Here is a 26,181-nt window from a genome sequence, read left to right as displayed (position 1 = left end):
CACAACCGCGCCGGCCGTTCACCCGCCTGCGACCATGCCTGCTGCCACCGAACCCGTGCTCATCGCCGCCACCGCAGAACCTCCCAGCGTGGAGCGCCGCATCGTCGGCGCCGACGATCCGGGGATCGCCGAGCAGCTCTACGACATCGACAATGCGCTGTCGGCGCGCTTCTTCGACTCTCTGGTGCAGGCGGAGTGGCGGAAGGAAGCCGTGCCCCACGCCCAGGTGGTCCTGCGGGGGCCGGTCGACGAGGCAGCCCTCCAGCTCCTCGACGCCGCGCCGCTCCAGGTGGAGGTCGTCATCGTCACGGACGGGCCGACCTGGGACGAGTCGAACGCAGTCCTGCTGAGTCTGATCGATCGTCTGCGCGCCGATGACACCACAGGCCCGATCGGCGGCCACTACGACGAGGTCGAGGGTGTCTACTCCGTCAGCTATGTCGCGCCCGGCCCCATCGACCCCGACGCGCTGGCCGGTCTGACCGGAGGAGCAACGGTCGAGCTCTGGTACGGCGGCTCCGAGGTGCCGCCCGACAGCGGTCCGCAGTAGCGCGAGTCAGCGCTCGAGGGCCCGCAGGGCCAGCCACGCCGCCGTGCGGTCGTCGGGGTCGGCCATGGACAGGCCCGTCTCGGCCTCGATGCGGCGGATGCGGCCGGCGAGGGTCTGCCGGTGCACCCCGAGGGTCGCAGCTGCGCTCCCCCAGGCCCCGTTCGCAGTCAGGAACACGCGGAGGGTCTCGGTGAGCTCCCCGTGCACGCCCTCCCGGGCGAGCGGATCGAGGAGGTGGCCGATGCGCCGGGTGGTCTCGTCGTCGAGCCGGTCGAACACGTAGGCGATCGTCGGGATCGCCGCATACCGCACCACGCGCCGGGCATCGGCCCTGGCCACCTCGAGCGCCTGGCGGGCCTCGGCCGCGCTCCGCTCGAGCGCCTCGGCCGCCGCCTCACCGCCGAGGCCGAGGTAGAGCACCGAGCTGTAGGCCTCCACCCGCGAGGCGATCTCCTCGGCGTGGTCGCCGCGGAGGAACCCGGTCACGACCCCGCGCTGCTCGGTGAACACCTGCGCGGCACCGAGCTCCGCGAGCCACGGCACGAGCAGCCGTTCGATGTCGATCCCGGCCGAGCGCGACGCGAGAGCGAAGCCGCTGAGGCTCTGCTCGTGCACGCCGAGCTGCCGCAGCAGCCGTGCGGCACCCGAGCCCCCGGCCAGCAGCACGTCCATCATCACGGAGCGGCCGAGCCGCTCGGTGCGGCTCGAGTCGTGGGTGCGCATGATGAGGTCGATGAGCGCAGCGGCCTGGGAGCCGAGTTCACGCCCCCTGGCCGAGGTCTCGGTGCGGGGCGCGAGCACGAGCTGCGCGCTGATGTCCTCGCCCGGGCCCACCGGGTGCACCTGCAGGGCACGGTGCCGGATGCGCACGGGCCGGCCGAGCGCCACGGCCTGCGCATCCTGCACGTGCAGCCCTCCGGCACCTGCGGTGGTGATCACCTGGCCGTGCCGGTCGAGCAGCACCACCCAGCCGTCGGTGCGGTGGGCGAGCTCGGCGACCACACCCGCCGCACCGCCCCGCCGCGCGGCGAGGGTGAGCACCCGCATCGCTGCCACCACAGCGCGCTCCTCGGCCGCCTGGTCGACGGCCAGCAGCGAGGTCACCGTGGGCAGCACGAGGTCGTCGGCGGGCGCCGTGGCCACGATCGCCGTGACGCCGGCACCCGCCACGCTCGAGCGCAGGGCACTGCCGCCGCCGTGGGTCACGAGCACCGCATCACGGAGCAGCATCGACCGCTCGTCACCCCCGGCGAGCGCCTCGGCGAGCCGCGCGGCAGGGGCCGCCACGAGGGTGGCGAAGCGCGCGCTCCCGAGCACCGAGAACTCCTCGAGCGGCACGATCGCCTCCACAGGGCGCGAGACCTCCACGGCGCCCGGCAGCACCTCCCCGCCGAGCGAGCGCGCGACCGAACCGACATCCCTCACCATGCCGTCAGTGTACGAGATGGTGAATCCGGATGCTGCGTTCCACACTTCTGACGAATGACACGCTGCTCGGCTTGTCCCTAGCATCGACCCCGAACCATTCCACGACACGAAGGGGTCTCATGCGAGCCGTCGTCTTCCGCGAGCCCGGATCACCGATCGAGTACACCGATGTCGAGCTCGCAGAGCCCAAGGCCGGCGAGGTGCGCGTGCGCATCGCCGCCGCCGGCGTCTGCCACTCCGACCTGCACGTCATGCGGGGAGAGTGGGATGCGGCGTCGCCGATGGTGATGGGGCACGAGGGCTCCGGCGTCGTCGTCGCGCTCGGCGAAGGAGTCACGACCCTCGCGGTGGGCGACCACGTCGTGCTGAGCTGGGTGCCGCCGTGCGGCGAGTGCCGCTACTGCCGCTCCGGCCACGAGGCGCGCTGCCAGAAGGTCGCCACCCTCGTCGCGCCGCAGGGCGTGCTGTTCGACGGCACCTCGCGGCTGTCGAAGGACGGCGAGACCCTGCACCACTACCTCGGCGTCTCCTCCTTCGCCGAGGAGGTCGTGGTGCCGGCATCCGGAGCAGTCAAGGTGCGCGACGACGCCCCGCTCGACATCATCGCGGTCGTCGGCTGCGCCGTGGCCACCGGCGTCGGCGCCGTGCTCAACACCGCCGCCGTGGAGCCGGGCTCCACCGTGGCCGTGATCGGCTGCGGCGGCGTGGGCCTCAACGTGGTGCAGGGTGCCCGGCTGGCAGGTGCCGAGCGCATCATCGCGATCGACGTCGTGGCCGACAAGACCCTCATGGCGCTGCAGTTCGGCGCCACCGACCGCATCGACGCCACCCAGGGCGATGCCGTCGACCAGCTGCGCGCCCTGCTCCCGGACGGCGTCGACTACGCCTTCGACGCGATCGGGCGCACCACCACGACCGAGCAGGCCATCCGGATGCTCGGCCTCGGCGGCGCGGCCGTCATCGTCGGACTCCCGCCCACCGGCGCGAAGGCCTCGTTCGAGCCTCTCGTGCTCGCCGAGGCCGACCAGCGCATCCTCGGTTCGAACTACGGCTCGGTGCGGCCCTCCATCGACGTGCCCGCGCTCGTGGACCGCTACATGGACGGGCAGCTGAAGCTCGACCCGCTCATCTCGGGCCGCCGTCCGCTCTCCGAGGCGCAGGAGGCATTCGACGACCTCGAGGCCGGCACCGTGCTCCGCACCCTCCTCATCCCCTAGCACCGCACTCACCCCGACCCGCCCGTTCCGACTCACTGGAGAGCCCATGTCCACCACCAGACCCCGCCCCGCCTCCGCCGCGAACCCGGCGCCGAAAGACGCCGGGCTCCGGACCGGCGTCATGAGCGGTCCCGAGCTCGCCGCGCAGGCCATCGCCAACATCGCCCCGAGCGCCGTGATCGCGTTCACCGCCGCCGCCATCTTCCTCGGCGCGGGCAACGGCACCATCTACGCGTTCGTGCTGGCGACCATCGTCATCCTGTGCGTCGGCTACTGCGTGGTGGTGTTCGCCCGCAAGCACGCCTCGGCGGGCTCGCTCTACACCTACGTCGCGAAGGGCCTCGGCCCCACCGGCGCCTTCCTCGCGGGCGCCGCGCTCCTCATCGGCTGCTTCGGCATCGCCACGGCCTCGCTCAACGGCTCGGTGAGCTACATCGGCCAGTTCCTCGTGCTCCTCGGAGTGCCGGCCACGGGTCTCGGCTGGAACATCGGCCTCACGATCGTGCTCGGCGGTCTCGCGACGCTCTTCACCATCCGCGGCATCCGGCTGTCGGCCCGCATCTCGCTCGTGCTCGAGCTGGTCTCGGTGAGCGTGATCGCGGTGCTGCTCGTCGCCGCCCTCGTCTGGGCGGGCCCCGGCGCCTGGGATCCCGCCCAGGTCATCGCCGAGGGCTCCTCGTTCCAGGGGATCGCGGCGGGCATGGTCCTCGGCATCCTCGGGTTCGTGGGCTTCTCGTCGGCCGACGCGCTCGGCCGCGAGGCCAAGGACCCCTACCGCGCCATCCCCCGCGCCATCATCTGGAGCGCGCTCTCGGTCGGCATCCTCTACGTCTTCGCCGCCTACACGCAGATCGCGGTGCTCGGGGAGGGCCTCGCCACGTCGGCGAGCCCGCTCGAGGACATGTCGTCGCTCATCGGCATGCCGGCCTGGTTCGGCCCCGTGCTGACCTTCGGGGTCGGAGCGTCGTTCTTCGCCGTGGTCGTGGCTCCGCTGAACGTCGTGGGCCGGATCGTCTACGTCATGGGCAAGGAGGGCGTGGTGCCCGAGCGCTTCGGCCGCACCCACGACCGCCACCTCACGCCGCACCGGGTGCTGCTCGTGGCGGGGCCGGCCGCGATCGTCGTCGACATCGTGTTCCTGCTCATCGGCGCGCAGCCCATGGAGACCCTCGTCTGGGTCAACACCTGGGGCACCTACGGCTACATGGTGGCCTACGCGCTCGTGGCGATCGCCTGCGTCGTCTACACGCGGCGGGCCGGCATCCCGAACCGGCTGGTCTGGGTGTGCGCCACGATCGCCGTGGCCACCATGGCCTACGTGTTCTTCGCCAACGTGTTCCCGGTGCCGGCGTTCCCGCTCAACGTCATCCCCTACGTGTTCCTCGTCACCCTCGCCCTCGCAGTCACCCGGTTCGTGTACCTCGCGAAGCGGCGGCCCGAGGTGATCGAGCGGATCGGCCGCACCGAGACCAGCACGATGAGCGGCGTCGGGTAGCGGGCTCTTCGGACCACCGCCGCGGCGGCCCGCTCGCCAGGGAGGCTCTGCCAGGTAGTGGCAGTGCCTCCCCGGCGTCGTGCGTGCGGGCTTAGCGTGGGTGCATGGCAGACACGCGCGCGGAGATCCGCGAGTTCCTCAGCTCCCGGCGGGCCCGCATCACTCCCGAGCAGGCAGGTCTCCCCGTCTACGGCGGCAACCGCCGGGTGGCGGGTCTCCGGCGCGAGGAGGTCGCGATGCTCACGGGTGTGTCGGTCGACTACTACGTGCGGCTCGAGCGCGGCAGCCTCGCCGGCGCCTCCGAGGGCGTGCTCGACGCGCTCGCCCGAACCCTGCGGCTCGACGACGCCGAGCGGCAGTACCTCTTCGATCTCGCTCGGGCGGCGGCACCGTCGCGGCGGCCGCGTGAACGCACCTCCACCTCGGTGCGGCCCGCCGTGCAGCAGGTGCTCGACGCGGTCTCGGATGCGCCGGCGTGGGTGCGCAACGGACGGCACGACATCCTCGCCGCCAACCGGATGGGCCGGGCCCTCTACTCCCCCGTGTTCGACAGCCCGCGCAGGCCGGTCAACACCACGCGCTTCACCTACCTCGACCCGGCGGCGCGCGAGTTCTGGCGCGACTACGACCGCATCGCGAACGACGCGGCGGCCATGCTCCGGCTCGAGGCGGGCCGGAACCCCCACGACCCCGATCTGATCACGCTCATCGGCGAGCTCTCGACCCAGAGCGAGCTGTTCCGCACCCGCTGGGCCTCGCGCGACGTCATGCACCACCGCAGCGGGCGCAAGCGCCTGCACCACCCGGTGGTGGGCGACCTCGACCTCGACTTCGAGTCGATGGAGCTGCCGAGCGAGCCCGGACTCGTCATGAACGTCTACACGGCCCCCGCCGGTTCCCCCACCGCCGACGCTCTGAAGCTCCTGGCCTCCTGGGCGGCCGGCCAGGAGGCCGCCCAGGAGGCCGCTCAGGACGTGGTCAGAACGCCACCATCACCTTGAGCGCCTCGCGGGCGTCCATCGCCGCGTAGGCGGCCGGGATGTCGTCGAGCCCGACCGTGCGGTCGAACACGCGGCCCGGGTCGATCTCGCCGTCGAGCACCTCCCGGATGGCGGCCTCGAGGTAGGCGCGCACGGGTGCGGGGCCGCCCGTGAGCGTCACGTTCTTGCCGAAGAGCGAGCCGAAGCCCACGGGCGCCTCCTCGTACTGCGGCACGCCCACGCGCGAGATCACGCCGCCCGGCCGCACGATGCCGTAGGACTGCTCGTAGGCCGGCAGGTGACCCACGGCCTCGAGCACCACGTGCGAACCCTCACCGCCGGTGAGCTCCAGCACCGCGGCGATGCCCTCGTCGCCGCGCTCGGCCACCACGTCGGTGGCGCCGAACTCGCGGCCGAGGTCGGTGCGGGCGGTGTGCCGGCCCATCAGGATGATCCGCTCGGCACCGAGCCGGCGGGAGGCGAGCACGGCCGAGAGACCCACCGCGCCGTCGCCGATCACGGTGACCGTCGTGCCGGCCGAGACCCGCCCCATGTGGGCGGCGTGGTGGCCGGTGAGGTAGACGTCGGAGAGGCTGAGGAGCGAGGGCAGCAGGTCGCTCGACTCGTCGACGCCCGGCACCACCACGAGGCTGCCGTCGGCCTGCGGGATGCGGGCGAACTCGGCCTGGAGGCCGCCGACCTCGGGGGTGCCGTAGAAGCCGCCGTGCGGGCACGAGGTCTGGAAGCCGTCGCGGCAGATGGCGCAGGTGTTGTCCTGGTAGGCGAAGGGCGCCACCACGAAGTCACCCCGCTGGAGCGTCGTGACAGCGGAGCCGATCTCCTCCACCACACCGATGAGCTCGTGGCCCATGGGAGTGCCCTTCTCGGAGGCGGGCATCGAGTGGTAGGGGTGGAGGTCGCTGCCGCAGACGCACGCGCGGACGACCCGCACGATCGCATCCGTCGGTTCGCTGATGATCGGGTCGGGCACGGTCTCGACGCGGACATCGCCCGCGCCGTACATGATTGTGGCTTTCATGTCTCCATTCGACCCCTCCCCGGGGCCTCCTGGGAGTGTCGGTCATGACGGGTTCCGCCAGACCCTCCCTGCCGCGGCGAGGCACGGCATGGGGGTCCTGACCTACAGCCCGCTGGCGGGCGGCTGGCTCTCGGGCCGCTGGCGGAGGGATGCGGCGGGCGCTCCCACCTCGTCGGCCCGCCCGGCGGCGCGCTTCGACATGACGAGCGCCGCCAACCAGCACGAGCTCGAGGTCGTCGAGCTCGTGGCCCCGGCATGACCCTCAACCCCGACGACAACAGCTACGGCGCCACGGAGCTCAGGCCCGAGTCTCGGCGCCGCTGACGGCTCCGGGGGGAGGCCGGATCAGATGCGCGGCGGGGGCAGCCGGCTGTCGAACGGGGCGTGGGCCGCCCAGGCCGCCGCCGTGGGCGAGCCCACCGCGCCGGTCGCGGTCGCAGCCCTCACCGCCTGCTTCGCACGCCGCCGACGCACCGCCAGCACCACACCGAGCGCCGGCATCCCTAGCGCGAACAGCCAGAACACGACGATGCCGCCCACCCAGACCGCCTCGTTGGTCGCGAGCGCCTCCCGGTCGGCCTGCACACTCGCCTCGGTCACGGGCTCGACGCTGCCGACCGGACCGTGCGCGGCCGGCCGCGGCGGGTCGTCGAGCACCACGCGGAACGACAGCTCGGCGGGATGATCGGGGTCGGGCGGGAAACCCCAGTGCTCGTCACCCCGGAAGGTCACCGTCTCGGCTGCACCGCCCTCGCCGGCAGGGATCGTCACCTCGTAGATCCCCGTGCTGACGGGCATCCCCGAGTCCGTCTCCACGTCGACGAGCGTTCCGGTGAGCACGATGTTCCTCCCCACCGCGTCCTCGCTCTGCGCGAGCAGCTCGCCCGACGCGTCTTTCAGGCCGCCCAGGAGCCCCAGCATCACGAGGCCCGGCACCAGGAGCAGCGCGAACAGCACCCACACGGGCCACGACGGGGGCGGAAGTCTCTGCACGGCCCCACGCTAGCCTGCGCCGCTGGGAGCCTGCGCCGCTGGGAGTCGGGCCGGTCCGGCGATCTGGGCTAGATTCTCGTCATGACCACCCCGCGCGACGAACTGGAGCGCAACGAGCCGCTCGACTCGGATGCCGGGGCCGGGGCGAGCCCGTTCGGTCTCCCCCTGCTGCTCGTGGTGGGTGGAGGCATCGTGGGCACGACGCTCCGGATGCTCGTCTCGGCGGCGGTCCCGGATGCCGGCGGGCTGCCGATGGCGATCCTCGTCGTCAACCTCGTGGGCGCCTTCGCCCTCGGGCTCCTGCTCGAGGTCCTGGCACTGCGCGGTCCCGACACGGGCACCAGGCGCCGGGTGCGCCTGCTCGTCGGAACCGGCGTCATCGGCGGCTTCACCACCTACAGTGCGCTCGCCGCCGACACCTCGCTGCTGGTCGATGCCGACCACCTGCTCGCCGCCGCGGCCTACGCCCTCGGCACCGTGGTGCTCGGCGCGGTCACCTCGCTGGCCGGCGTCTTCGTCGGCCGGCTGACCCGCCGCAAGAGGACCGGCACGTGACGCCGCTCCTGTTCGCGGCCACGATCCTCGCCGGGGGCCTGGGAGCCGGCCTCCGCTACGTGGTCGACACCGCCGTCAAGAACCGCGACCGCACGGCCTTCCCGTGGGGGACCATGGTGATCAATGTCAGCGGATCGTTCGCGCTCGGCCTCCTCACGGGCCTCACCTCAGCGCACCTCGTGGGCGTTCCCTGGCTCACCGTGCTCGGCGTGGGGCTCCTCGGCGGCTACACGACCTTCAGCACGGCCTCGGTCGAATCCGTGCGCCTGCTGCTCGCCCGACGCTGGGCCGCCGGCCTGATCAACGGGCTCGGCATGCTCCTCCTGGCCACCGCGGCGGCCTACCTGGGGCTCGCTCTGGGGATCGGCTAGTCGTTCCGCACCACGTCGAGCGCATGCTGCAGGTCGGCCGGGTAGTGGCTCTCGAACGACACGTACTCCCGTGTCTCGGGGTGCACGAAGCCGAGCCGCATCGCGTGCAGCCACTGCCGCCCGAGTCCGAGGCGGGCCGACAGCGCGGGGTCGGCGCCGTACATCGTGTCTCCGCAGCACGGGTGCCGCTGAGCGGCCATGTGCACTCGGATCTGGTGCGTGCGCCCGGTCTCGAGGTGGATCTCCAGCAGCGTCGCCGCCCGGAAGGCCTCGAGCGTCTCGTAGTGGGTGACCGAGGGCTTGCCCGCCGAGGTCACCGCGAACTTCCAGTCCGACCTGGGGTGCCGCCCGATGGGGGCGTCGATGGTGCCCGCGAACGGATCGGGGTGTCCCTGCACGAGCGCGTGATAGATCTTGTCGACCTCGCGGTCGTGGAAGAGGCGCTTGAGCCAGGTGTAGGCCTGCTCGCTCTTGGCCACCACCATGAGACCGCTCGTTCCGGCGTCGAGCCGGTGCACGATGCCCGCGCGCTCGGCGGCGCCGCTCGTGGCGATCCGGTAGCCGGCGCCGGCGAGGGCGCCGAGCACGGTCGGACCGTCCCAGCCCACGGAGGGGTGCGCGGCCACGCCGACGGGCTTGTCGACCACGATGATGCTGTCGTCGTCGTACACGACCTCGAGCTCCGGCACGACGACGGGCACGATCCGCGGCTCCTCCTTGGGGGCCCACTCGACCGACAGCCAGGTGTCGCGGCGCAGCTTGTCGGACTTGCCGACCGTGCGGCCGTCGACGCTCACTCCGCCCGCGTCGACGACCTCGGCCGCGAACGTGCGCGAGAAGCCCAGCAGCTTGGCGATGCCCGCGTCGACCCGCGAGCCGTCGAGACCATCGGGCACGGGCAGCGTGCGTGACTCCATCAGGCCTGTTCGCTCTGCTCGGCCGGCTTCGACCCGGCATCCGCTCCGGACCCGGCTTCGAGCTCGGCCTTGGCCTCGGCCGAACGCTCCGAGGGTGCCTTCCTGCCATCGAGCCCGATCCCCCGGATGGTGAGGATGAGGAACAGCACCATCGCCGCCGTGATCGACACGTCGGCGAGGTTGAAGATGGCAGGCAGCACCGGGATGGTGATGAAGTCGATCACGTGCCCGACCCCGAAGCCGGGCTCTTTGAAGAGCCGGTCGATGAGGTTGCCGATCGTTCCGCCGAGCAGGAGGCCGAAGACCCAGGCCCAGGCGAACGAGCGGATGCGGCGGGCGAACCAGATGATGAACGCCGTGACGACGGCCGCGAGGATCGAGAAGATCCAGGTGTACGCGTTTCCGATCGAGAAGGCCGCGCCGGGGTTCTTCACAAACTGAAATTGGATGAGGGTCCCCAGGACGGGGACGACCTCACCCAATTCGAGATGTGTGACGACCAGGAGCTTCGAGACCTGATCGAAGGCGATCGACGCTGCTGCGACGATCGCCAGGACGATCAGGACCCGAGGGCGGCCTTTCGAGGTGTTCTCAGCCTCCAAAGCCGCTGAAGCTCGACGACGGGCTCTTGTCGCCGTCGACGCTCGACGAGGTCAGCTCCTTGAGCTGGTCCTCGATGTAGCTCTTCAGCCCCGAGCGGTAGTCCTTCTCGAAGGTGCGCAGCTCGTCGATGCGGTGCTCGATGCCGGCCTTCTCCTGGTTGAGACGGGCGAGCTCGTTGCGCTGCTTGGTCTCGGCCTCGGCGACGATGCGTGCCGCTGTGGCGTGGCCTTCGGCGATGAGGGCGTCGCGCTTGTCGGCGCCTTCCTTGACGTGCTCGTCGTGCAGACGACGGGCCAGCTGGAGCAGGTTCGTGGTCGAGCCGGTCTCGTCGTCGACATCGGAAGTCGAGGGAGCTGCGGCCACAGGAGCCGGGGCCGGTGCCGGAGCGGCGGCGACGGGTGCGGGCACCTCGGCGACGGGCGCGGGGGCCTCGACGACCTCTTCGGCCACGACGGCCTTCTCAGCGGGAGCGGCGGCGACCGGAGCGGCACCGGAGCCGAGCTGAGCCTTGAGCTCCTCGTTCTCCTGCGTCAGGCGGCGGAGCTCGACGACGACCTCGTCGAGGAAGTCATCCACCTCGTCCTGGTCGTAGCCCTCGCGGAACTTGGTCTGAGAAAATCTCTTGTTAACAACATCTTCCGGAGTTAACGCCATGGTTTTCCACCCTTATTGCTTGACAAACAGTGATAACGCGTTGCTAACCGTAGCAACATTCCCTGGGAAGGTCACGCCGAGCGGAAGAAGCCCGCCACGGAGAGACCGATGATGACGAGGAGCATCGTGATGCTCCAGCCGAAGTCGAGCGCCACGGCGCCGAGTCGGAGCGGCGGGATGATCCGCCGGAAGAACCGGATGGGCGGGTCGGTGACCGTGTAGGCCACCTCCGCCAGCACCAGCACTGCCCCGGCCGGGCGCCAGTCACGGCGCACGGTCCGGACGAGGTCGAGGATGAATCGACCCCACATCAGGAAGAAGTACAGCAGCAGAGCGAAATAGACGACGGTCGCGATGATGACGACGAGTGAACCCACTCAGCAATTATGACTGTACGAAGAAGGAGGATTCCGCACGCGCGGGAGATCCGTCGTCTCCGGAGACCGAGACGTGGGACGGCGAGAGCAGGAACACCTTGCTGGTGACACGCTCGATCTTGCCGTAGAGGCCCTGCGAGAGGCCGCCGGCGAAGTCGATCAGACGGCGCGCGTCGGCATCCGTCATCTGCGAGAGGTTGATGATGACCGGGATGCCGTCGCGGAAGTTCTCGGCGATCACCTGGGCGTCTTTGTACTGCTTGGGGTGGACGGTGAGGATCTCGTTCATTTCAGCAGGGGCCACATTCTTCGGCGCGCTCGTGTGCGCGGACTTGCGGAGCGGGGTCACGGGGGCGCGGCCGGCCTGCGGCTGAGCCGGGGCGGCGGCCTGCGGGGCCTGGTGCGGATGAGGCACAGGTGCCACGGGCGAGGACTGGGGGGCGCGCTCGGCGGGAGCCTCGTACTCGAGCTCTTCGTCGGCGAGACCGAGGTACACCATTGTCTTGCGGAGCGGGTTGGCCATCAGAACCTCCGGTTGCGGTTACTTTTTCCTAACCCCGAGATTAATCGCGCGGCGGCCGGTTTCCCGTGATTGCGGTCCCGATGCGCAGGTGTGTCGCGCCTTCGGCGATCGCCTCGCGGTAGTCGTGCGACATCCCCGCCGAGATCGAGGTGGCGGCGGGCACGACGGTGCGCACCTCGTCGCTTGCGGCCTTCAGGCGCGCGAAGGCGGCCCTTGGCTCCTCGTCGAGGGGGGCGACCGCCATGACGCCGAGGAGGTTCAGCCCCTCGGCTCCGGCCGTGTGCTCGGCCAGGGCGAGGAGCTCCTCGGGCCGCACTCCCCCGCGGGCGGGATCGTCGGTGAGATTGACCTGCAGGAACACGTCGAGCGGATGCCCGGGCGAGGCGAGCCGGTCGACGAGCTCGGGGCGGTCGACCGAGTGCACCACGGAGGCGTACTCCCGGGCCTGGCGGGCCTTCTTCGACTGCAGCTGACCCACGAAGTGCCAACGCAGGTCGAGGTCGGCGAGTTCGACCGCCTTCTCGCGCGCCTCCTGGTGCCGGTTCTCCCCGAAGTCGCGGAGCCCGAGGGCCTGGAGCTCCCGCACGAGCGAGGCGGGGTGGAACTTGGTGACCGCGATGAGCGTGAGCTCCGACGGATCGCGATCGGCCGAACGGGCCGCCTCCGAGATGCCGGAGACGACCCGTTCGACGCGGTCGGAGAGTTCGCTCACTTCAGGAAGTCGGGGACATCCAGGTCGGCGTCGTCGTCTTCGGAGGCCGGGTCGAGCGCCACACCGCCGGCGAGACCGAGGTCACCTCCGGAGTGCGAGGACTGCGACGAACCGGCCCACGAGGGCGTCGGGGTCGACGGTGTCGGCTCCGCGGCGCTCTCGGCGGCGGCGTGCTCGCGGCGCGGCGACGCCGCGGGGGCTCCGCCTCGGCCGTACGGGTCGGACTCCTCGGCCGCGGCGGCGAAGCTCGCACGGCGGGTGTCGGCGGCCACGGCCGGGGTGTTGGCGTTGGGCTCGCCACCGTCGAAGCCGGCGGCGATGACCGTGACGCGCACCTCGTCGCCGAGGGTGTCGTCGATCACGGCACCGAAGATGATGTTCGCCTCGGGGTGCACCGAGTCCTGCACGAGCTTGGCGGCGTCGTTGATCTCGAAGATGCCGAGGTTCGATCCGCCCTGGATCGAGAGCAGCACGCCGTGCGCTCCGTCGATCGAGGCCTCGAGCAGAGGGCTCGCCACGGCGAGCTCCGCGGCCTTGATGGCCCGGTCGGCGCCGCGGGAGGAGCCGATGCCCATGAGGGCCGAGCCCGCGCCCTGCATGACCGACTTGACGTCGGCGAAGTCGAGGTTGATGAGGCCGGGGGTCGTGATGAGGTCGGTGATGCCCTGGACACCGGCGAGCAGCACCTGGTCGGCGGTCGAGAAGGCCTCGAGCATGCTGATGCCGCGGTCGCTGATCTCGAGCAGCCGGTCGTTGGGCACCACGATGAGGGTGTCGACCTCGTTCTTGAGGGTGGCCACGCCGTCCTCGGCTTGGGCCGCACGGCGCTTGCCCTCGAAGCCGAAGGGCTTCGTGACCACACCGATGGTGAGCGCGCCGATCGACTTCGCGATGCGGGCGACCACGGGGGCGCCACCGGTGCCGGTTCCGCCGCCTTCACCTGCGGTGACGAAGACCATGTCGGCACCGGCGAGGGCCTCCTCGATCTCCTCCGCGTGGTCTTCGGCAGCACGACGGCCGACCTCGGGGTCGGCGCCTGCGCCGAGCCCTCGGGTGATCTCGCGACCCACGTCGAGCTTGACGTCGGCGTCGCTCATGAGCAGCGCCTGGGCATCCGTGTTGATCGCGATGAACTCGACCCCGCGAAGGCCGAGCTCGATCATGCGGTTCACGGCGTTGACGCCGCCGCCGCCGATACCGACGACCTTGATCACGGCGAGGTAGTTCTGGTTTGAAGTCACGTCCGGCCTCCGCTGGAACCTTAAAGTTCAAGTTGAAAGTTAAAGTTATTCCGAGTATGTATTTCCTACGACGAAGTTACGGGAGCGCGCCCCGCGCATCCGGGAGAAACACCGCGTGTCGCGATCAGCGCACCACGGGGCTCTGCGGGCTCGAGACGTCGTACTGCACCGGGAGGTTCGGATCCTGGGTGCCGATGAGCCGCGTGAGCAGCCGCGACTTCAGCTCGCTCTCCTCGGGGCTCCCCCACACGACGCTCTGACCGACGCCGGCGAAGACGAAGGTCACGCTGTCGGGGGTGGTGCCGCTGATGCGGTCGATCGAGGCGAGCAGCTCGTCCGGGAGCGACATCAGCACGGCGGCGGCCGCCCGGAAACCGGGACTGCCGATCTGGGTGCCGGTGAGGTCGAGCAGCGGGAACCCCGTGATGCGGTCGGGCCACTGCTGCACCGTGACGCCCGCGGCGTCGATGAGGTCGAATCCCGTGGCGGTCTGCACCTGGGCCACCGGTCGGCGCTCGACGACACGCACGGCGAGCGTGTCGGGCGGCCTGGCCTCGACCGAGTACGACTCGATGTAGGGGAACGCCGCCAGCTCGCGCTCGATCGTGCCGTAGTCGACGAGGGCGAGCGGACGGCCGAGCTGGTCGTCGAGAGCGCTCGTGACGGCCGCCGCGTCGAGACGGGTGGCACCCTCCACGGCGATGCTGCGCACGGCCAGGAGGGGCGAGTACGCGGCGAGCAGCACCACGATGACCAGCCCCACGAGCGAGGCGCCCGAGATCATCCAGGCGAGCCTGCGCCGACGTGAGCGCTGGGTGAAGCGCTTCGCCTCGGCGCGCTCGTAGCGGCGGCGCGAGCGCGTGGCGCGGCGGAGCTCCCGCTCGGCGACGGCGGAGCGGCGGCCGGGTCGCTCGGGCCTGGCCGGCCGTTCGATCGTGCCCGTGCGCTCGATCGTGCCCGTGCGCTCCGAGAGCGGACTGCGCTCGGGCAGGCGGATGCCCTCGGGCACGATGACGGCACCGGTCTCGAGCGAGACCGGCAGCCGCTCGATCGGCTCGGTCGCCTGCGCATCGGCCACCGGCGCCGCAGGTCGTGCCGGAGGCTTCTCGGCCGGCCGGACCTTGGGCACGCGGGCCGCCCGCTTCTCGCGGGCAGGCGGAGGAGGCGGCGGCGGCGGGGGCGCCGCCGGGGGTGGGGTGATGCCGGGTGGTCTTTTCATCCGGCCGCGACGTCCGCCTCCGACGCCGGACGAATGCGCTCGAGCGAGTCGAGCAGCTGCGGGACGATGAGGTTCACGTCGCCGCAGCCGAGGGTCACCACGAAGTCGCCCGGCCGGGCCACCTCGGCGAGGTGATCTGCGGCACGCTGCCAGTCGTCGATGTAGGCCACGTGGGCGGGGTCGTCGAATCGCTCGGAGACGAGGGCCCCGGTGACGCCCGGGATCGGATCCTCCCGCGCGCCGCAGACCTCGAGCACGATCGTGTAGTCGGCGGTGCGCTCGAGGGTCTCGGCGAACTCCCCCGCCATGAGCTGGGTGCGGCTGTAGAGATGGGGCTGGTGCACGGCGATGATGCGGCCCTCGCCCACGACGGTGCGCGCGGCGGTGAGAGCGGCGTCGACCTCGGTGGGGTGGTGCGCGTAGTCGTCGTAGACGCTCACGCCGCCCACGGTGCCGTGCAGCTCGAAGCGCCGGCCCGTGCCGCCGAAGGCCCCCTCGGCGGCGACGGCCGCGGCGGTCTCGAAGCCGAGCCCCACGAGCACGGCCACGGCGCCGGCCGCGTTGAGGGCGTTGTGGCGCCCCGGCACTCGCAGCTCGGCCGGGTAGTCGGTGCCCTGATGCGAGATCGTGAACCGCACGGGCCCGTCGGTCACCACCGAGTGCACGCGGAAGTCGGCGTCGGCCGCCTCTCCGAAGGTGAGCACCCGCTCGTGCGCGAGGCGGGCCGACACACGAAGCGCCCCGGCGTCGTCGGAGGAGATGACGACGAGTTCGGAGGAGGCGTCGGCGAACCGCACGAAGGCGTCCTCCACCGCCTCGACGGAGCCGTAGTGGTCGAGGTGGTCGGGGTCGACGTTCGTGATGAGGGAGACGGCCGTGTCGTAGAGCAGGAACGAGCCGTCTGACTCGTCGGCCTCCACCACGAACAGCTCGCCGTCGCCGAGCGCGGAGCTCGTGCCGAGATCGGAGATGACGCCGCCGTTCACGAAGCTCGGCTCGGCGTCGAGCTCGCGCAGGGCGGTCACGATCATGCCGGTCGAGGTGGTCTTGCCGTGCGCTCCGGCCACGGCGATGAGCCTGCGCCGGTTGGTGAGCCAGGCGAGCGCCTGCGAGCGGTGCAGCACGGTGAGGCCTCGCTCCTTCGCGAGCAGGTACTCGGGGTTGTCGGGCCACAGCGCGCTCGTCACCACGAGGGTGTCGGCGTCGCCGACGTTCGCGGCGTCGTGGCCCACGGCCACGGGGATGCCGATCGCGCGGAGCTTCTCGGCGGTCTTCGAGTCGGTGCGGTCCGATCCCGTCACGGTGAGTCCGGAGGCGGCGAAGAGGCGGGCGATGCCGCTCATGCCCGCTCCGCCGATGCCCACGAAGTGCACGGCGCCGAGCGTCTCGGGAATCTCGATGTCGAGGTCGGGCTTGATCACGGGCTCACGCACTTTCGAAGACGGGGACGGGTCTGTCGGGCGGAGGGGGATCCGCCGCCTACAACGTTACGCGCACCGGGAGCGGCGGGCGTTCAGGCACGCCCCGCGAGTGCCTCGTCGACCAGGGCGGCCAGGCGGGCGTCACCATCCGGGATGCCCGCTCCGCGCGCGGCGACGGCCATCGTCTCGATCCGGGCCGGGTCGGCCAGGATCGGCAGCACCACCTCGGTGACCTTCTGCGGGGTGAACGAGGCGTCCTCGACGAGCACGGCCCCGCCCGCGGCGAGGAGGTCGCGGGCGTTGAAGCGCTGCTCGCCGTTGCCGACCGCGTAGGGCACGAGCACCGAGGGGAGGCCGACGGCGCCGAACTCCGAGAGCGTGGAGGCACCGGCGCGCGACACCGCGAAGGAGGCCACGGCCAGGGCGAGGTCCATCCGGTCGCAGTAGTCGAGGAAGACGTAGCCGGCGACACCGGGGTCGGTGACCTCGGCACGGTTCCCCGCGATGTGCAGCACGTTCCAGCCGGCCCCCACGAGGGCGTCGGCGGAGCCGTGCACGGCGGCGTTGATGCGGCGGGCGCCGAGCGAGCCGCCCGTCACGAGGAGCGTGGGCCGCGCGGGGTCGAGTCCGAAGAGCTCCTGGGCCTCGGCGGCGGCCGCAGCGCGCACGGCGGGATCGGCGAGGGCGGTCACCTCGCGGCGGAGCGGCATGCCGGTCAGTCGCGCGTGCGGCAGCCTCGTGCTCGCGAACGTCACGCCCACCCAGGGCGAGAAGCGCGCGCCGAGCCGGTTGGCGAGCCCGGGCATCGCATTGCCCTCGTGGATGACGAACGGCACGCGGGCCTTGCGGGCGCCGAGGTAGCCGGGTGCGGAGGCGTAGCCGCCGAAGCCCACGACGACGTCGACCCCGCGCTCGCGCACGATCCGGGCCACCTGGGCGATGGTGCGGCGCAGCCCGCCCGGGAAGCGCAGGGCGGCGGCGTCAGGCCTGCGTGGGAAGGGCAGCTTGGGGATGGTCAGCAGCTCGTAGCCGCGCGCCGGCACGAGCCGCGCCTCGAGCCCCTCGGCGGTGCCGAGCACGAGCACGGTGCACGACGGATCACGCCGGCGCAGCTCGTCGGCGGTCGCGAGCAGCGGGTTCACGTGGCCGGCCGTGCCGCCGCCCGCGAGGAGGTAGGTGGTCACGTCGCGTTCTCCCTGGCCACGGCGAGCACGACGCCGATGGCGGCGAGCGTCGTGAGCAGGGCCGATCCGCCGGACGAGATCAGCGGCAAGGGCACGCCGAGCACCGGGAGGACACCGAGCACCACCGCGATGTTCACGAAGGCCTGGCCGATCAGCCACACCATCACGGCGCCGGTCACGACGCGCGAGAACATGTCGTTGGTCGAACGGATGATGCGCACGAACGCGATCGCGAGCGCCACGAAGAGGATGAGCACGACGATGGCCCCCACGAGGCCGAGCTCCTCGCCGATGATGGCGAAGATGTAGTCGTTGTCGGCCGCGGGCAGCCACGACCACTTCGCCCGGGAGTTACCGAGCCCGACGCCGAGAACCCCGCCGCTTGCGAGCGCCCACTCGCCGTGCTGAGCCTGCCAGTCCGTGCCCTCGTAATCGGTGTTGGTGCCCGCGAGGAACGCCATGATGCGCGTGGTGCGGCTCTCGCTGGAGAAGGCGACCACCACGGCGATGAGGGCCGCCGCGATGATCGGGAGGGCGAGCATCCTGAGCTTGATGCCGGCGAAGAAGAGGGCGCCGAAGACGAGGCCGGCCATGATCATGACCGTTCCGAGGTCGCCGCCCACGAGCACGAGCAGGATGGCCCCGCCGGCCACGGGCAGGATGGGGATGGCGACGTGCCCGAACCTGCCGAGGAGAGCCTCCTTCTTCGCCAGGATCGCCCCCATCCACACCACGAGCGCGAGCTTGACGAGCTCGGAGGGCTGGAAGTTGACGCTGCCGATGCCGATCCAGTTGAGGTTGCCGCCCACCTCGATGCCGAGCGGGGTGAACACGAGCAGCTGCACGCACACGGACACGAAGATCGCCAGCCACGCCCAGCGCTTGAAGACCCGGAGGGGCAGCCGGGAGATCACGAGCATCAGCGGGATGCCGATGAGCGCGAACATGCCCTGCTTCCAGAACACCCCGAAGAAGCCCTGGCTGCCGTTGTAGGAGTCGATGGAGCTCGACGAGAGCACCATCACGAGCCCGAGCAGCACGAGGAAGAGGGTGGTGCCGAGCAGCAGGAAGTAGTTGCTCGACTCGGCGGTGAACGCCTGGCCGAGCGAGATGCGGGCGGAGTGCGCCCCGTCCGAGATGGTCCTGGCCGAGATGGTTCTGGCCGAGGCGGTCGTGGCCGAGGCGGCTCTAGCGGCCGGCCTGCGGGTCGTGGGCCGGGAGGTCGTCGTCACCGTCAGTGCCTCCCACGTGCTTCCGCACGGCCGCCGCGAATCGGTCTCCCCGATCCGCGTAGTCCGTGAACTGGTCCATCGAGGCCGCGGCGGGAGCCAGCAGCACCACGTCTCCGCTGGAGGCGACGGCGGCTGCGAGGGCGACCGCGTCGGCCATCACGTCACTAGTCTCGGCGTGGTCGACCTCGAACAGCGGCAGCCCGGGGGCGTGTCGCCGGATGGCGTCGCCGAGCTCCGCGCGGTCGACCCCGATCACCACGACGGCCCGCACGGGAGAGCGGGCGCCGGCGAGGGAATCGCGCACGAACGGGTCGACGTCGACGCCCTTCAGCAGCCCGCCCACGATCCAGACGATCGAGGGGTAGGCCTTCAGCGATGCGGCGGCGGCGTGCGGATTGGTGGCCTTGGAGTCGTCGACCCAGGTGATGCCGCCCGCCGTGACCACGTGCTCGATCCGGTGCCGGTCGAGGGTGAACGAGGCGAGCGCCGCACGGATGGCCTCGATCGAGACGCCGTAGGCGCGCGCGAGCGCTGCGGCGGCCAGCACGTCGGCCACGGTGTGCGGCGCGGCGAGGCCGCGGGCGGCGAGCTCGGTCACGGTCGCGATCTCGAGGGCGGAGTCGCGCCGTTCGTCGAGGAAGGCGCGGTCGACGAGGATGCCCTCGACGACCCCGAAGTCGCTCGGGCCGGGCACGCCGAGGCCGAATCCGATGGCGCGTGCGCCCTCGACGACCTCCGCCTCCTCGACCATCCGCATCGTCAGCTCGTCGGCCTTGTTGTAGACGCAGGCCACCTGCACGGCGTCGTAGACTCGTGCCTTGGCAGCGGCGTAGGCCTCGAACGAGCCGTGCCAGTCGAGGTGGTCCTCGGCCACGTTGAGCACCACGGCCGAGTGGGCCGACATGCTCGACGTGGAGTGCAGCTGATAGCTCGAGAGCTCCACCACGAGCACGTCGAAGCCCTGCGGGTCGCGGATCGCGTCGAGCACGGGGATGCCGATGTTGCCGCACGGCGCCACGCGGTGCCCGCCCGCGAGCAGCATCGAGGCGGCGAGCTGGGTGGTCGTGGTCTTGCCGTTGGTGCCCGTGACGGCGATCCAGTCGGCGGGCCGGCCGGTGACGGCGTCGACCACCTTGTCGCGCACCCGCCAGGCGAGCTCCACATCGCCCCAGACGGGGATGCCGCGCTCGGCGGCCCAGACCAGCAGCGGGTCATCGGGGTGGTAGCCGGGCGAGACCACCACGAGCTCGGGATCGTGGGCCTCGAGCTCGGCGGGGATCTCCCCCGCCGGCGCCTGCACGAGCGCGGCGCCGATCACGGGAACGAGGTCGATGTACTCCTGCTTGGCCTTCTCGGCGACCACGAGCACGCGCGCTCCGAGCTCGGTGAGGGTGTCGGCCACCGAGAACCCGGTCACGCCGAGGCCGAGCACCGCCACGCGAAGACCGGTCCAGTCGGCGTGCCAGCTCGTGAGCTGCTCCGCGCGACCGACAGGAACGCCGGCCATCAGCGCGAGAGCCATTCGAGGTAGAACGAGCCCACGGCTCCCGCCACGAAGAGCCCGGCGATGATCCAGAAGCGCACCACGATCGTGACCTCGGCCCAGCCCTTCATCTCGAAGTGGTGGTGCAGAGGGCTCGCCCGCCAGATGCGCTTGCCCTTGGTGAGCTTGAAGTAGGTCAGCTGCACGGCGACCTGGCCGGCCACGATCACGAAGATGCCGCCGATCAGGATGAGCAGGAGCTCGGTGCGGGCGAGGATGGCGAGAGCTGCGAGAGCGCCGCCGAGCGCGAGCGACCCGGTGTCGCCGAGGAAGATCTTGGCGGGGTTGGTGTTCCACCACAGGAACCCGATCAGCGCGCCCACCACGGTCGCGGCCACCACCGCGAGGTCGAGCGGATCGCGCACGTCGTAGCACTTGTCGAGCACATCGGCGTCGAGCGTCACGCTCGCGCAGGACTGGTTGAACTGCCAGAAGCCGATGATCACGAAGGAGCCGATGGCGAGGATCGAGGAGCCGGGGGCGAGGCCGTCGAGGCCGTCGGTGAGGTTCACGCCGTTCGAGGTGAACATCACGATCACGCAGATCCAGATCACGAACGCGATCACACCGATCACGACGCCCCAGGAGAGGAAGTCGAAGGGCAGGTCGCGGATGAACGAGACCTGGGTGGAGGCCGGGGTCTCGCCCTGCGCGTTCGGGAACTGGATGGCGAGGAGCGCGAACACGATGCCCACGAGCACCTGGCCGATGATCTTGGCGACCGGGCTCAGGCCGAGGCTGCGCTCCTTGTGCACCTTGAGGAAGTCGTCGATGAAGCCGACCACGCCGAGCCCCGTCATGAGGAAGAGCACGAGCAGGCCCGACACCGAGGGCAGCTCCTGGGTGACGAGCCCCGAGACGAAGTAGCCGAAGAGCACCGCGAGGATGATGACGATGCCGCCCATGGTGGGCGTTCCGCGCTTGACGTGGTGCGCATCCGGGGTGTCGACGTTGATGAACTGGCCCCAGGCGAACCGCTTGAACATGCGGATGAAGACCGGGGTCAGGAACAGTGTGAACGCCAGCGAGAGCGAAGCGGAGGCAAGCAGGGTGATCATGAGGCCGCCCCTCCTGTCGGGTCGGGCTGGGCGATCGAGTTGGCCTGGGCGATGCGGTCACCGAGGAAGCGCAGGCCCGCCGAGTTGGAGGACTTGACGAGGATGAGGTCGTCGGCCCGGGTGTCGGCCGCGATGAGGTCGAAGGCCTCGTCGGCGGTGTCGACGAAGATCGCCTCGCCGCCCCACGAGCCCTCGTGCTCGGCGGCGAGGTGGATGGCGCGGGCGCCCTCCCCGACCACGACGAGCTTGTGGATGTTGAACCGCACGATCATGCGCCCGATGCGGTCGTGCTCCTCCACGGAGAACGGGCCGAGCTCGCTCATCTCGCCGAGCACGGCGATCGTGCGCTGCTCGGGGCGCGCGATCAGGGCGAGGGTCTTGAGGGCGGCCGCCATGGAGTCGGGGCTCGCGTTGTAGGCGTCGTTGATCACGCGCACGCCGTCCTTGCCGCCCATGACCTCCATGCGCCAGCGCTCGGCCCGGGTCACGGTCTCGAGGGCGGCGACGATCTCGTCGATCGGCACACCGAGCACGTGCGCGGAGGCCGCGGCGGCGAGGGCGTTCATGACGTGGTGCTCGCCGAGCACGGCGAAGCGCACGGGCTTCGACGAGCCGTCCGGCAGGTGCAGCACGAACGTCGTGCCCGAGGCCGTGGCGTCGATCTCGGTCGCGCGCACGGCGGCGGCGTCCGACAGCCCGAACCAGAGCACCTCGGCGCGGGTCTTCCCCGCCATGCCTGCGACCCGTGGGTCGTCGATGTTGAGCACGGCCACGTCATCGGGCTCGAGATCCTGCACCATCTCGGTCTTCGTCGCGAGGGTGGTCTCGATGCCGCCGAACTCGCCCGCGTGGGCGAGGCCGACGGTGAGCACGACACCCACGTCGGGCTTGGCCATGCGGATGAGGCGGGTGATCTCACCCTTGCCGCTCGCACCCATCTCGGCCACGAGGAACCGGCTGCCGGCGGTGAGCTTGAGCATCGTGAGCGGGGCTCCGACCTCGTTGTTGAACGAGTCGCGCGGTGCGACGGTCTCGCCCACGCGCTCGAGCACGGCGCGCAGGAGGTTCTTCGTGGTGGTCTTGCCGTTCGAACCGGTGATCCCCACGATCTTCAGGTCACCGGATGCGCGGACGCGTGCCACCACCTCGGTCGCGAAGGCGCCGAGCGCGAGCACGGAGTCGGCCACGACGACCTGGGGCACGGCGAGAGCCCGCCCCTCCTCGGCGGCGAAGGCGTGCTCCACCACCACGAGCGCGGCGCCGGCGGCCACGGCCGCCCCGACGAAGCGGTGCCCGTCGTCGAATTCGCCGCGTTTGGCCACGAAGACGTCGCCCGTGCCGATCAGGCGCGAGTCGGTGTCGACCGTGCCGTTCACCACGGTCTCGGGGGTCCAGCCGGCGCGCGCGGCATCGTCGGTGATCACGAGTTCGCCCTGCAGGGCCTCGGCGATCTCGGTCAGTGTGAGGTCGAGCATGTCGTCAGAGCCATCCGTGTTCGTGCAGCGCATTGCGCGCGTCGTCGCGGGCCGAATACGGGATCCGCTCCCCCGCGACTTCGTGGTAGTCCTCGTGGCCGGGACCGGCGTAGAGGATGACGTCGCCCTCGCCGGCGATCGTGAGGGCGTGCCGGAAGGCCGCTCGGGGATCCGGCACCTCGTGCACCTCGCGCTCGGGCACGGCGGCCTTCGCGGCGTCGACGAGCACGCGACGGATCGAGGCCGCGTCCTCGTAGCGAGGGTGGAAGTCGGTGACGACGACGGCGTCGGCGAGGCGGGCGGCGATCGCGCCCATGTCCTCGCGCTTCGAGGGATCGCGGTCGCCGTCGGCGCCGAACACCATCACGATCCGCCCCTCGGCCACCCGGCGGAGCGCCTCGAGGGCCGAGACGAACGCGTCGGGGGTGTGCCCGTAGTCGATGTAGACGATGGGTCCGCGATCGCCGGAGACCTTCTCGGTGCGGCCGGGGATGTACACGTCGATGCCAGGGGTGCGCTCGAGGTCCAGATCGCGGTCGTCGCCGTCGTAGGGTTCGTTGAGGGCGTGCGCGATGGCGTCGAGGTCGAAGCCCGACTCCACGAGCATCACGATGGCGAGGGCGGCGTTGGCGGCCATGTAGCTGCCGACGAGCGGCACCGAGGTCGTGAGCTCGCGGTGGTCGGGGCCGCGCAGGGTGAACGTCGTGCGGTCGAGGGTCTCCTCGTCGATCACGAGGTTCCACTCGGTGTCGATGCCCTCGGCGGTGGCTGAGGTGCCGATCGTGGTGAGCGGAATGCGCGACTCCTCGACGAGTCGGGTCCCCCAGCCGCCGTCGACGATCACGACGCCGCGCTTGGCGCGGTCGGGCTGGAAGAGCTCGCGCTTGGCCGCGAAGTAGACGTCCATGGTCTCGTAGTCGTCGAGGTGGTCGTGGCTGAGGTTGGTGAAGCCCACGACGTCGAAGACGATCCCGTCCACTCGGTGCTGGGTGATCGCCTGGGCCGACACCTCGAGCACGACCGAGCGCACGTCGGCCTCGCGCATGCGGGCGAGCATCGCGTGGATCTCGGTGGCCTCGGGCGTCGTGAGCTTCGCCACGATGGTCTCGTCGCCGATCCGCCGCTCGGCGGTCGTGCTGAGGCCCGCGACGATGCCGAGCTGACGGAGGATGGCCTCGAGCAGGTACGCCACGCTCGTCTTGCCGTTGGTGCCCGTGACGCCGAACATCGTGGGCGGATCCTCCCGCGTGCGGTGGATCCAGGCGGCGACCTCGCCGAGCGCGAGGCGCGGGTCGGGCGTGACGATGATGGGCAGGCCCGAGTCGAGGGCGATCTCGGCGCCCTCGTCGTCGGTGAGCACGGCGACGGCCCCGGCGTCCCGCGCCGCCGCGGCGAACGAGGCGCCGTGGAAGCGGGCGCCCTTCAGCCCCACGTAGAGGTCGCCTGGCACGACGTCCTTCGACGAGAGGGTGATCCCACTGACGACGTCGGCCACGGGGGCACCGCGGTGCGCGAAGCCGAACTCCTCGACCAGGTGCGGGAGCGATCGCGCGATCGGATGCTCCGGTCTGAGTGCCGAAGAGCCGCGATCAGCCACTGGACTCCTTGCTCAAAACGTGGTCGGCATCTCTGGTGCGGGCACCGTGGACGGCAGAACCCGGTTCTGCTTCAGGACCTGCGACATGATCTTCTGGAAGACCGGCGCAGCGGCCAGAGCCGAGTCAATGGTAACGGGCTTCGCGATCGACACCGAAACGACGTACTGCGGGTCCTCCGCCGGAGCGAGCCCTGCGACCGACGTGATGTAGCTCGAGCTGTACGCTCCGCTGCCGTCGCTCATCTGCGCGGTACCGGTCTTCGCGGCCACCCGGTAGCCCGGGATCTCGAGGCTCGACTTGGCGTAGCCGCCCGTGACGACCGTCTCGAGCATGTTCACGACATCCGTGGCCACCGCGTCGGGCACGATCTGCTCGCCCGTCGGTTCCACGGTGTCGGTCATCGTGCCGTCGGCCTGGCGGCAGCCCTCGACGAGCTGCACGGGGAGGCGCACGCCGTGGTTGCCGAGCGTCTGGTAGAGGCTCGCGATCTGCACGGCCGTGGTCGACACGCCCTGGCCGAAGGTCGTGGTGAGGTTCGTCTGGTCGTCCCACTCGTCCCAGGGGGCGAGGATGCCGCCGGACTCGGCGGGGAACCCCACCTCGCTGGGCGTCGTCATGTGGAACTTCTCGATGTAGCCGTAGCGCTGCTCGGAGCTCAGCAGCTCGCCGAGCATCGCGGTGCCCGTGTTGGAGGACTCCTGCATGACCCCGGCGAAGGTGAGGTTGAGCGGATCGGCGTGGAACGAGCTGTCGCGGGTCGAGGCCCCGTTGGCGTCGGTGTAGATGTAGGGCGCCACGACCTGCGTCTGCGTCGTGGCGAGCCCCGCGTCGAGCACGGAGGCCGCGGTGAGCGCCTTGAAGGTCGAGCCGGGCTCGAACGGGGCCTGGAACGCCTTCGACCCGCGATCCGCCTCGGCCGTCGCATCGACGTTGTTGGGGTCGACGCTCGGGTAGTCGGCCACGGCCAGGAGCTTGCCCGTCTTGACCTCGGAGACCACCACGGTGCCCCACTCGGCTCCCACCTCGGTGATGCGGTCGAGGAGGGTCTGCTGGGCGAAGAACTGCAGGTCGCTGTCGATCGTGAGCACGGCGGTGCCGCCCGGTTTCGCCTCGACCGCGGTCTCGGTCGTGCCGGGGATGGCGACGCCGTCGGCGCCGCGCTCGTAGGTCTCGAGGCCGTCGGTGCCCACGAGGCACTCGTTGTCGAGCTGCTCCACGCCCGCGAGGCCCTCGAGGCCGTTCTCGCCCGGGGCGCCGGTGAAGCCCACCACGCTGCCGCCAACGGCTCCGTTGGGGTAGGTGCGCACGGGGTTCGACTCGTAGTAGAGCCACGGGATGCCGAGATCCCGGATGGCACGGAACGCGTCGACGTCGATGCCCTGCGTCACGTAGGCGAAGTTCGACGACGGATCGGCCGTGAGCGCCCCGTAGACCGCCTCGGGCGTCTGACCCGTGATCGCCGCGATCTCGGCGGCGGCCTGGGTGGGGGTGACGTCTACGGTCTTGCCGTCCTCACCCGTGCGCTCGAAGTCGGTCACCGACCGCGGTGACGCCGTCACGTCGTAGCGGAGGACGGTGGTGGCGAGCACGGTGCCGTCGTTGTCGACGATGTCGCCGCGGAGGCCGTAGATCGGGTTCTGCATCGACAGCTTGTCGAGCGAGGCCGCGTTCAGGGTGTCGGCCTGCACGATCTGGATGGACACCAGGCGCACGATGAAGACGATCACCACGGCCGCCACGAGGGCGACCGCGAAGGCCGCGCGACGACGGGTGCTGCGGGAGACGGCGGCGGTCAC

Annotated in this window: 26 protein-coding genes; 7 read left to right on the top strand and 19 right to left on the bottom strand. The window is 71.0% G+C overall.

The features are described 5' to 3' along the window. The first annotated feature begins 34 nt into the window (after positions 1-34). On the top strand, positions 35-550 hold the full coding sequence (locus tag N1028_RS17850; RefSeq protein WP_259530802.1) for a hypothetical protein: 516 nt from the start codon (positions 35-37) through the stop codon (positions 548-550). Between the two features lie 6 nt (positions 551-556). Here N1028_RS17850 and N1028_RS17845 read toward each other — a convergent pair whose 3' ends face one another. Then, positions 557-1,978, bottom strand: coding sequence for a PucR family transcriptional regulator (locus N1028_RS17845; protein ID WP_259530801.1), 1,422 nt, complete (start codon positions 1,976-1,978; stop codon positions 557-559). 119 nt (positions 1,979-2,097) lie between these two features. On the opposite strand from N1028_RS17845, the gene N1028_RS17840 reads away from it, so the two are divergent. From N1028_RS17840 to N1028_RS17830, 3 genes are all read left to right on the top strand, one after another. Further along, positions 2,098-3,195, top strand: coding sequence for an alcohol dehydrogenase catalytic domain-containing protein (locus N1028_RS17840; protein ID WP_259530797.1), 1,098 nt, complete (start codon positions 2,098-2,100; stop codon positions 3,193-3,195). 46 nt (positions 3,196-3,241) lie between these two features. Beyond that, a complete protein-coding gene (locus N1028_RS17835) occupies positions 3,242-4,690 on the top strand; it encodes an APC family permease (protein ID WP_259530796.1) in 1,449 nt (482 codons plus the stop codon). A gap of 104 nt (positions 4,691-4,794) precedes the next feature. Then, on the top strand, positions 4,795-5,691 hold the full coding sequence (locus tag N1028_RS17830; RefSeq protein WP_259530795.1) for a helix-turn-helix transcriptional regulator: 897 nt from the start codon (positions 4,795-4,797) through the stop codon (positions 5,689-5,691). Here the strand turns inward: N1028_RS17830 and N1028_RS17825 are convergent. Beyond that, the gene (locus N1028_RS17825; protein WP_259530793.1) at positions 5,669-6,709 is read right to left on the bottom strand and encodes a zinc-binding dehydrogenase; all 1,041 of its coding nucleotides are present in this window, start codon (positions 6,707-6,709) and stop codon (positions 5,669-5,671) included. The two genes, N1028_RS17830 and N1028_RS17825, sit on opposite strands and share 23 nt — an antisense overlap. Before the next feature lie 88 nt (positions 6,710-6,797). On the opposite strand from N1028_RS17825, the gene N1028_RS17820 reads away from it, so the two are divergent. Beyond that, on the top strand, positions 6,798-6,968 hold the full coding sequence (locus N1028_RS17820; RefSeq protein WP_259530792.1) for a hypothetical protein: 171 nt from the start codon (positions 6,798-6,800) through the stop codon (positions 6,966-6,968). Positions 6,969-7,054: 86 nt separating this feature from the next. On the opposite strand, the gene N1028_RS17815 is transcribed toward N1028_RS17820, so the two are convergent. Next, positions 7,055-7,702 carry a hypothetical protein gene (locus tag N1028_RS17815; protein ID WP_259530791.1) on the bottom strand — a complete coding sequence of 216 codons (648 nt, stop codon included), beginning with the start codon at positions 7,700-7,702 and terminating at the stop codon, positions 7,055-7,057. A gap of 81 nt (positions 7,703-7,783) precedes the next feature. Here N1028_RS17815 and N1028_RS17810 point away from each other — a divergent pair, with 81 nt between their 5' ends. Further along, on the top strand, positions 7,784-8,257 hold the full coding sequence (locus N1028_RS17810) for a fluoride efflux transporter FluC (RefSeq protein ID WP_259530790.1): 474 nt from the start codon (positions 7,784-7,786) through the stop codon (positions 8,255-8,257). After that, complete coding sequence (locus tag N1028_RS17805) at positions 8,254-8,628, top strand: fluoride efflux transporter FluC (RefSeq protein ID WP_259530788.1); 375 nt, start codon at positions 8,254-8,256, stop codon at positions 8,626-8,628. The genes N1028_RS17810 and N1028_RS17805 overlap by 4 nt, the downstream gene beginning before the upstream one ends. On the opposite strand, the gene N1028_RS17800 is transcribed toward N1028_RS17805, so the two are convergent. From N1028_RS17800 to N1028_RS17725, 16 genes are all read right to left on the bottom strand, one after another. Beyond that, the gene (locus tag N1028_RS17800; protein ID WP_259530787.1) at positions 8,625-9,545 is read right to left on the bottom strand and encodes an RluA family pseudouridine synthase; all 921 of its coding nucleotides are present in this window, start codon (positions 9,543-9,545) and stop codon (positions 8,625-8,627) included. The two genes, N1028_RS17805 and N1028_RS17800, sit on opposite strands and share 4 nt — an antisense overlap. Further along, positions 9,545-10,147 carry a signal peptidase II gene (gene lspA / locus N1028_RS17795; protein WP_259530786.1) on the bottom strand — a complete coding sequence of 201 codons (603 nt, stop codon included), beginning with the start codon at positions 10,145-10,147 and terminating at the stop codon, positions 9,545-9,547. The genes N1028_RS17800 and lspA overlap by 1 nt, the downstream gene beginning before the upstream one ends. Beyond that, positions 10,137-10,802, bottom strand: a complete 666-nt coding sequence (locus tag N1028_RS17790) for a DivIVA domain-containing protein (RefSeq protein ID WP_259530785.1) — start codon at positions 10,800-10,802, stop codon at positions 10,137-10,139. The genes lspA and N1028_RS17790 overlap by 11 nt, the downstream gene beginning before the upstream one ends. A gap of 71 nt (positions 10,803-10,873) precedes the next feature. Next, positions 10,874-11,179, bottom strand: a complete 306-nt coding sequence (locus N1028_RS17785) for a YggT family protein (RefSeq protein ID WP_259530784.1) — start codon at positions 11,177-11,179, stop codon at positions 10,874-10,876. Between the two features lie 7 nt (positions 11,180-11,186). Then, positions 11,187-11,702 carry a cell division protein SepF gene (locus tag N1028_RS17780; protein WP_259530783.1) on the bottom strand — a complete coding sequence of 172 codons (516 nt, stop codon included), beginning with the start codon at positions 11,700-11,702 and terminating at the stop codon, positions 11,187-11,189. A gap of 40 nt (positions 11,703-11,742) precedes the next feature. After that, positions 11,743-12,414 (bottom strand): YggS family pyridoxal phosphate-dependent enzyme, encoded by a 672-nt coding sequence (locus N1028_RS17775; RefSeq protein WP_259530781.1) that lies wholly within the window; start codon positions 12,412-12,414, stop codon positions 11,743-11,745. Then, a complete protein-coding gene (gene ftsZ, locus N1028_RS17770; RefSeq protein ID WP_259530780.1) occupies positions 12,411-13,655 on the bottom strand; it encodes a cell division protein FtsZ in 1,245 nt (414 codons plus the stop codon). The genes N1028_RS17775 and ftsZ overlap by 4 nt, the downstream gene beginning before the upstream one ends. A 124-nt stretch (positions 13,656-13,779) precedes the next feature. Further along, positions 13,780-14,784: a cell division protein FtsQ/DivIB gene (locus N1028_RS17765; protein ID WP_259530779.1), complete on the bottom strand. Its 1,005-nt coding sequence runs from the start codon at positions 14,782-14,784 to the stop codon at positions 13,780-13,782. Positions 14,785-14,870: 86 nt separating this feature from the next. Further along, complete coding sequence (gene murC / locus N1028_RS17760) at positions 14,871-16,295, bottom strand: UDP-N-acetylmuramate--L-alanine ligase (RefSeq protein ID WP_259530778.1); 1,425 nt, start codon at positions 16,293-16,295, stop codon at positions 14,871-14,873. Positions 16,296-16,387: 92 nt separating this feature from the next. After that, complete coding sequence (locus tag N1028_RS17755; protein WP_259530777.1) at positions 16,388-17,479, bottom strand: UDP-N-acetylglucosamine--N-acetylmuramyl-(pentapeptide) pyrophosphoryl-undecaprenol N-acetylglucosamine transferase; 1,092 nt, start codon at positions 17,477-17,479, stop codon at positions 16,388-16,390. After that, positions 17,476-18,711, bottom strand: coding sequence for a putative lipid II flippase FtsW (gene ftsW / locus N1028_RS17750; protein ID WP_259530776.1), 1,236 nt, complete (start codon positions 18,709-18,711; stop codon positions 17,476-17,478). The genes N1028_RS17755 and ftsW overlap by 4 nt, the downstream gene beginning before the upstream one ends. Beyond that, positions 18,668-20,218 carry a UDP-N-acetylmuramoyl-L-alanine--D-glutamate ligase gene (murD, locus tag N1028_RS17745; RefSeq protein WP_259530774.1) on the bottom strand — a complete coding sequence of 517 codons (1,551 nt, stop codon included), beginning with the start codon at positions 20,216-20,218 and terminating at the stop codon, positions 18,668-18,670. Before murD ends, ftsW begins: the two co-directional genes overlap by 44 nt. Next, positions 20,218-21,312, bottom strand: a complete 1,095-nt coding sequence (gene mraY, locus N1028_RS17740) for a phospho-N-acetylmuramoyl-pentapeptide-transferase (RefSeq protein ID WP_259530773.1) — start codon at positions 21,310-21,312, stop codon at positions 20,218-20,220. The genes murD and mraY overlap by 1 nt, the downstream gene beginning before the upstream one ends. Then, the gene (locus tag N1028_RS17735) at positions 21,309-22,787 is read right to left on the bottom strand and encodes a UDP-N-acetylmuramoyl-tripeptide--D-alanyl-D-alanine ligase (protein ID WP_259530771.1); all 1,479 of its coding nucleotides are present in this window, start codon (positions 22,785-22,787) and stop codon (positions 21,309-21,311) included. The genes mraY and N1028_RS17735 overlap by 4 nt, the downstream gene beginning before the upstream one ends. Before the next feature lie 4 nt (positions 22,788-22,791). Continuing rightward, positions 22,792-24,384 carry a Mur ligase family protein gene (locus N1028_RS17730; RefSeq protein WP_259530770.1) on the bottom strand — a complete coding sequence of 531 codons (1,593 nt, stop codon included), beginning with the start codon at positions 24,382-24,384 and terminating at the stop codon, positions 22,792-22,794. Between the two features lie 12 nt (positions 24,385-24,396). After that, on the bottom strand, positions 24,397-26,181 hold the full coding sequence (locus N1028_RS17725; RefSeq protein WP_259530769.1) for a peptidoglycan D,D-transpeptidase FtsI family protein: 1,785 nt from the start codon (positions 26,179-26,181) through the stop codon (positions 24,397-24,399).

The organism is Herbiconiux oxytropis (genome assembly GCF_024979315.1).
In the GTDB taxonomy this organism is placed as follows: Bacteria; Actinomycetota; Actinomycetes; order Actinomycetales; family Microbacteriaceae; genus Herbiconiux; species Herbiconiux oxytropis.
The sequence above is the reverse complement of the archived record's forward strand: the minus strand, read 5'-3'. Positions and strand labels throughout refer to the sequence as shown.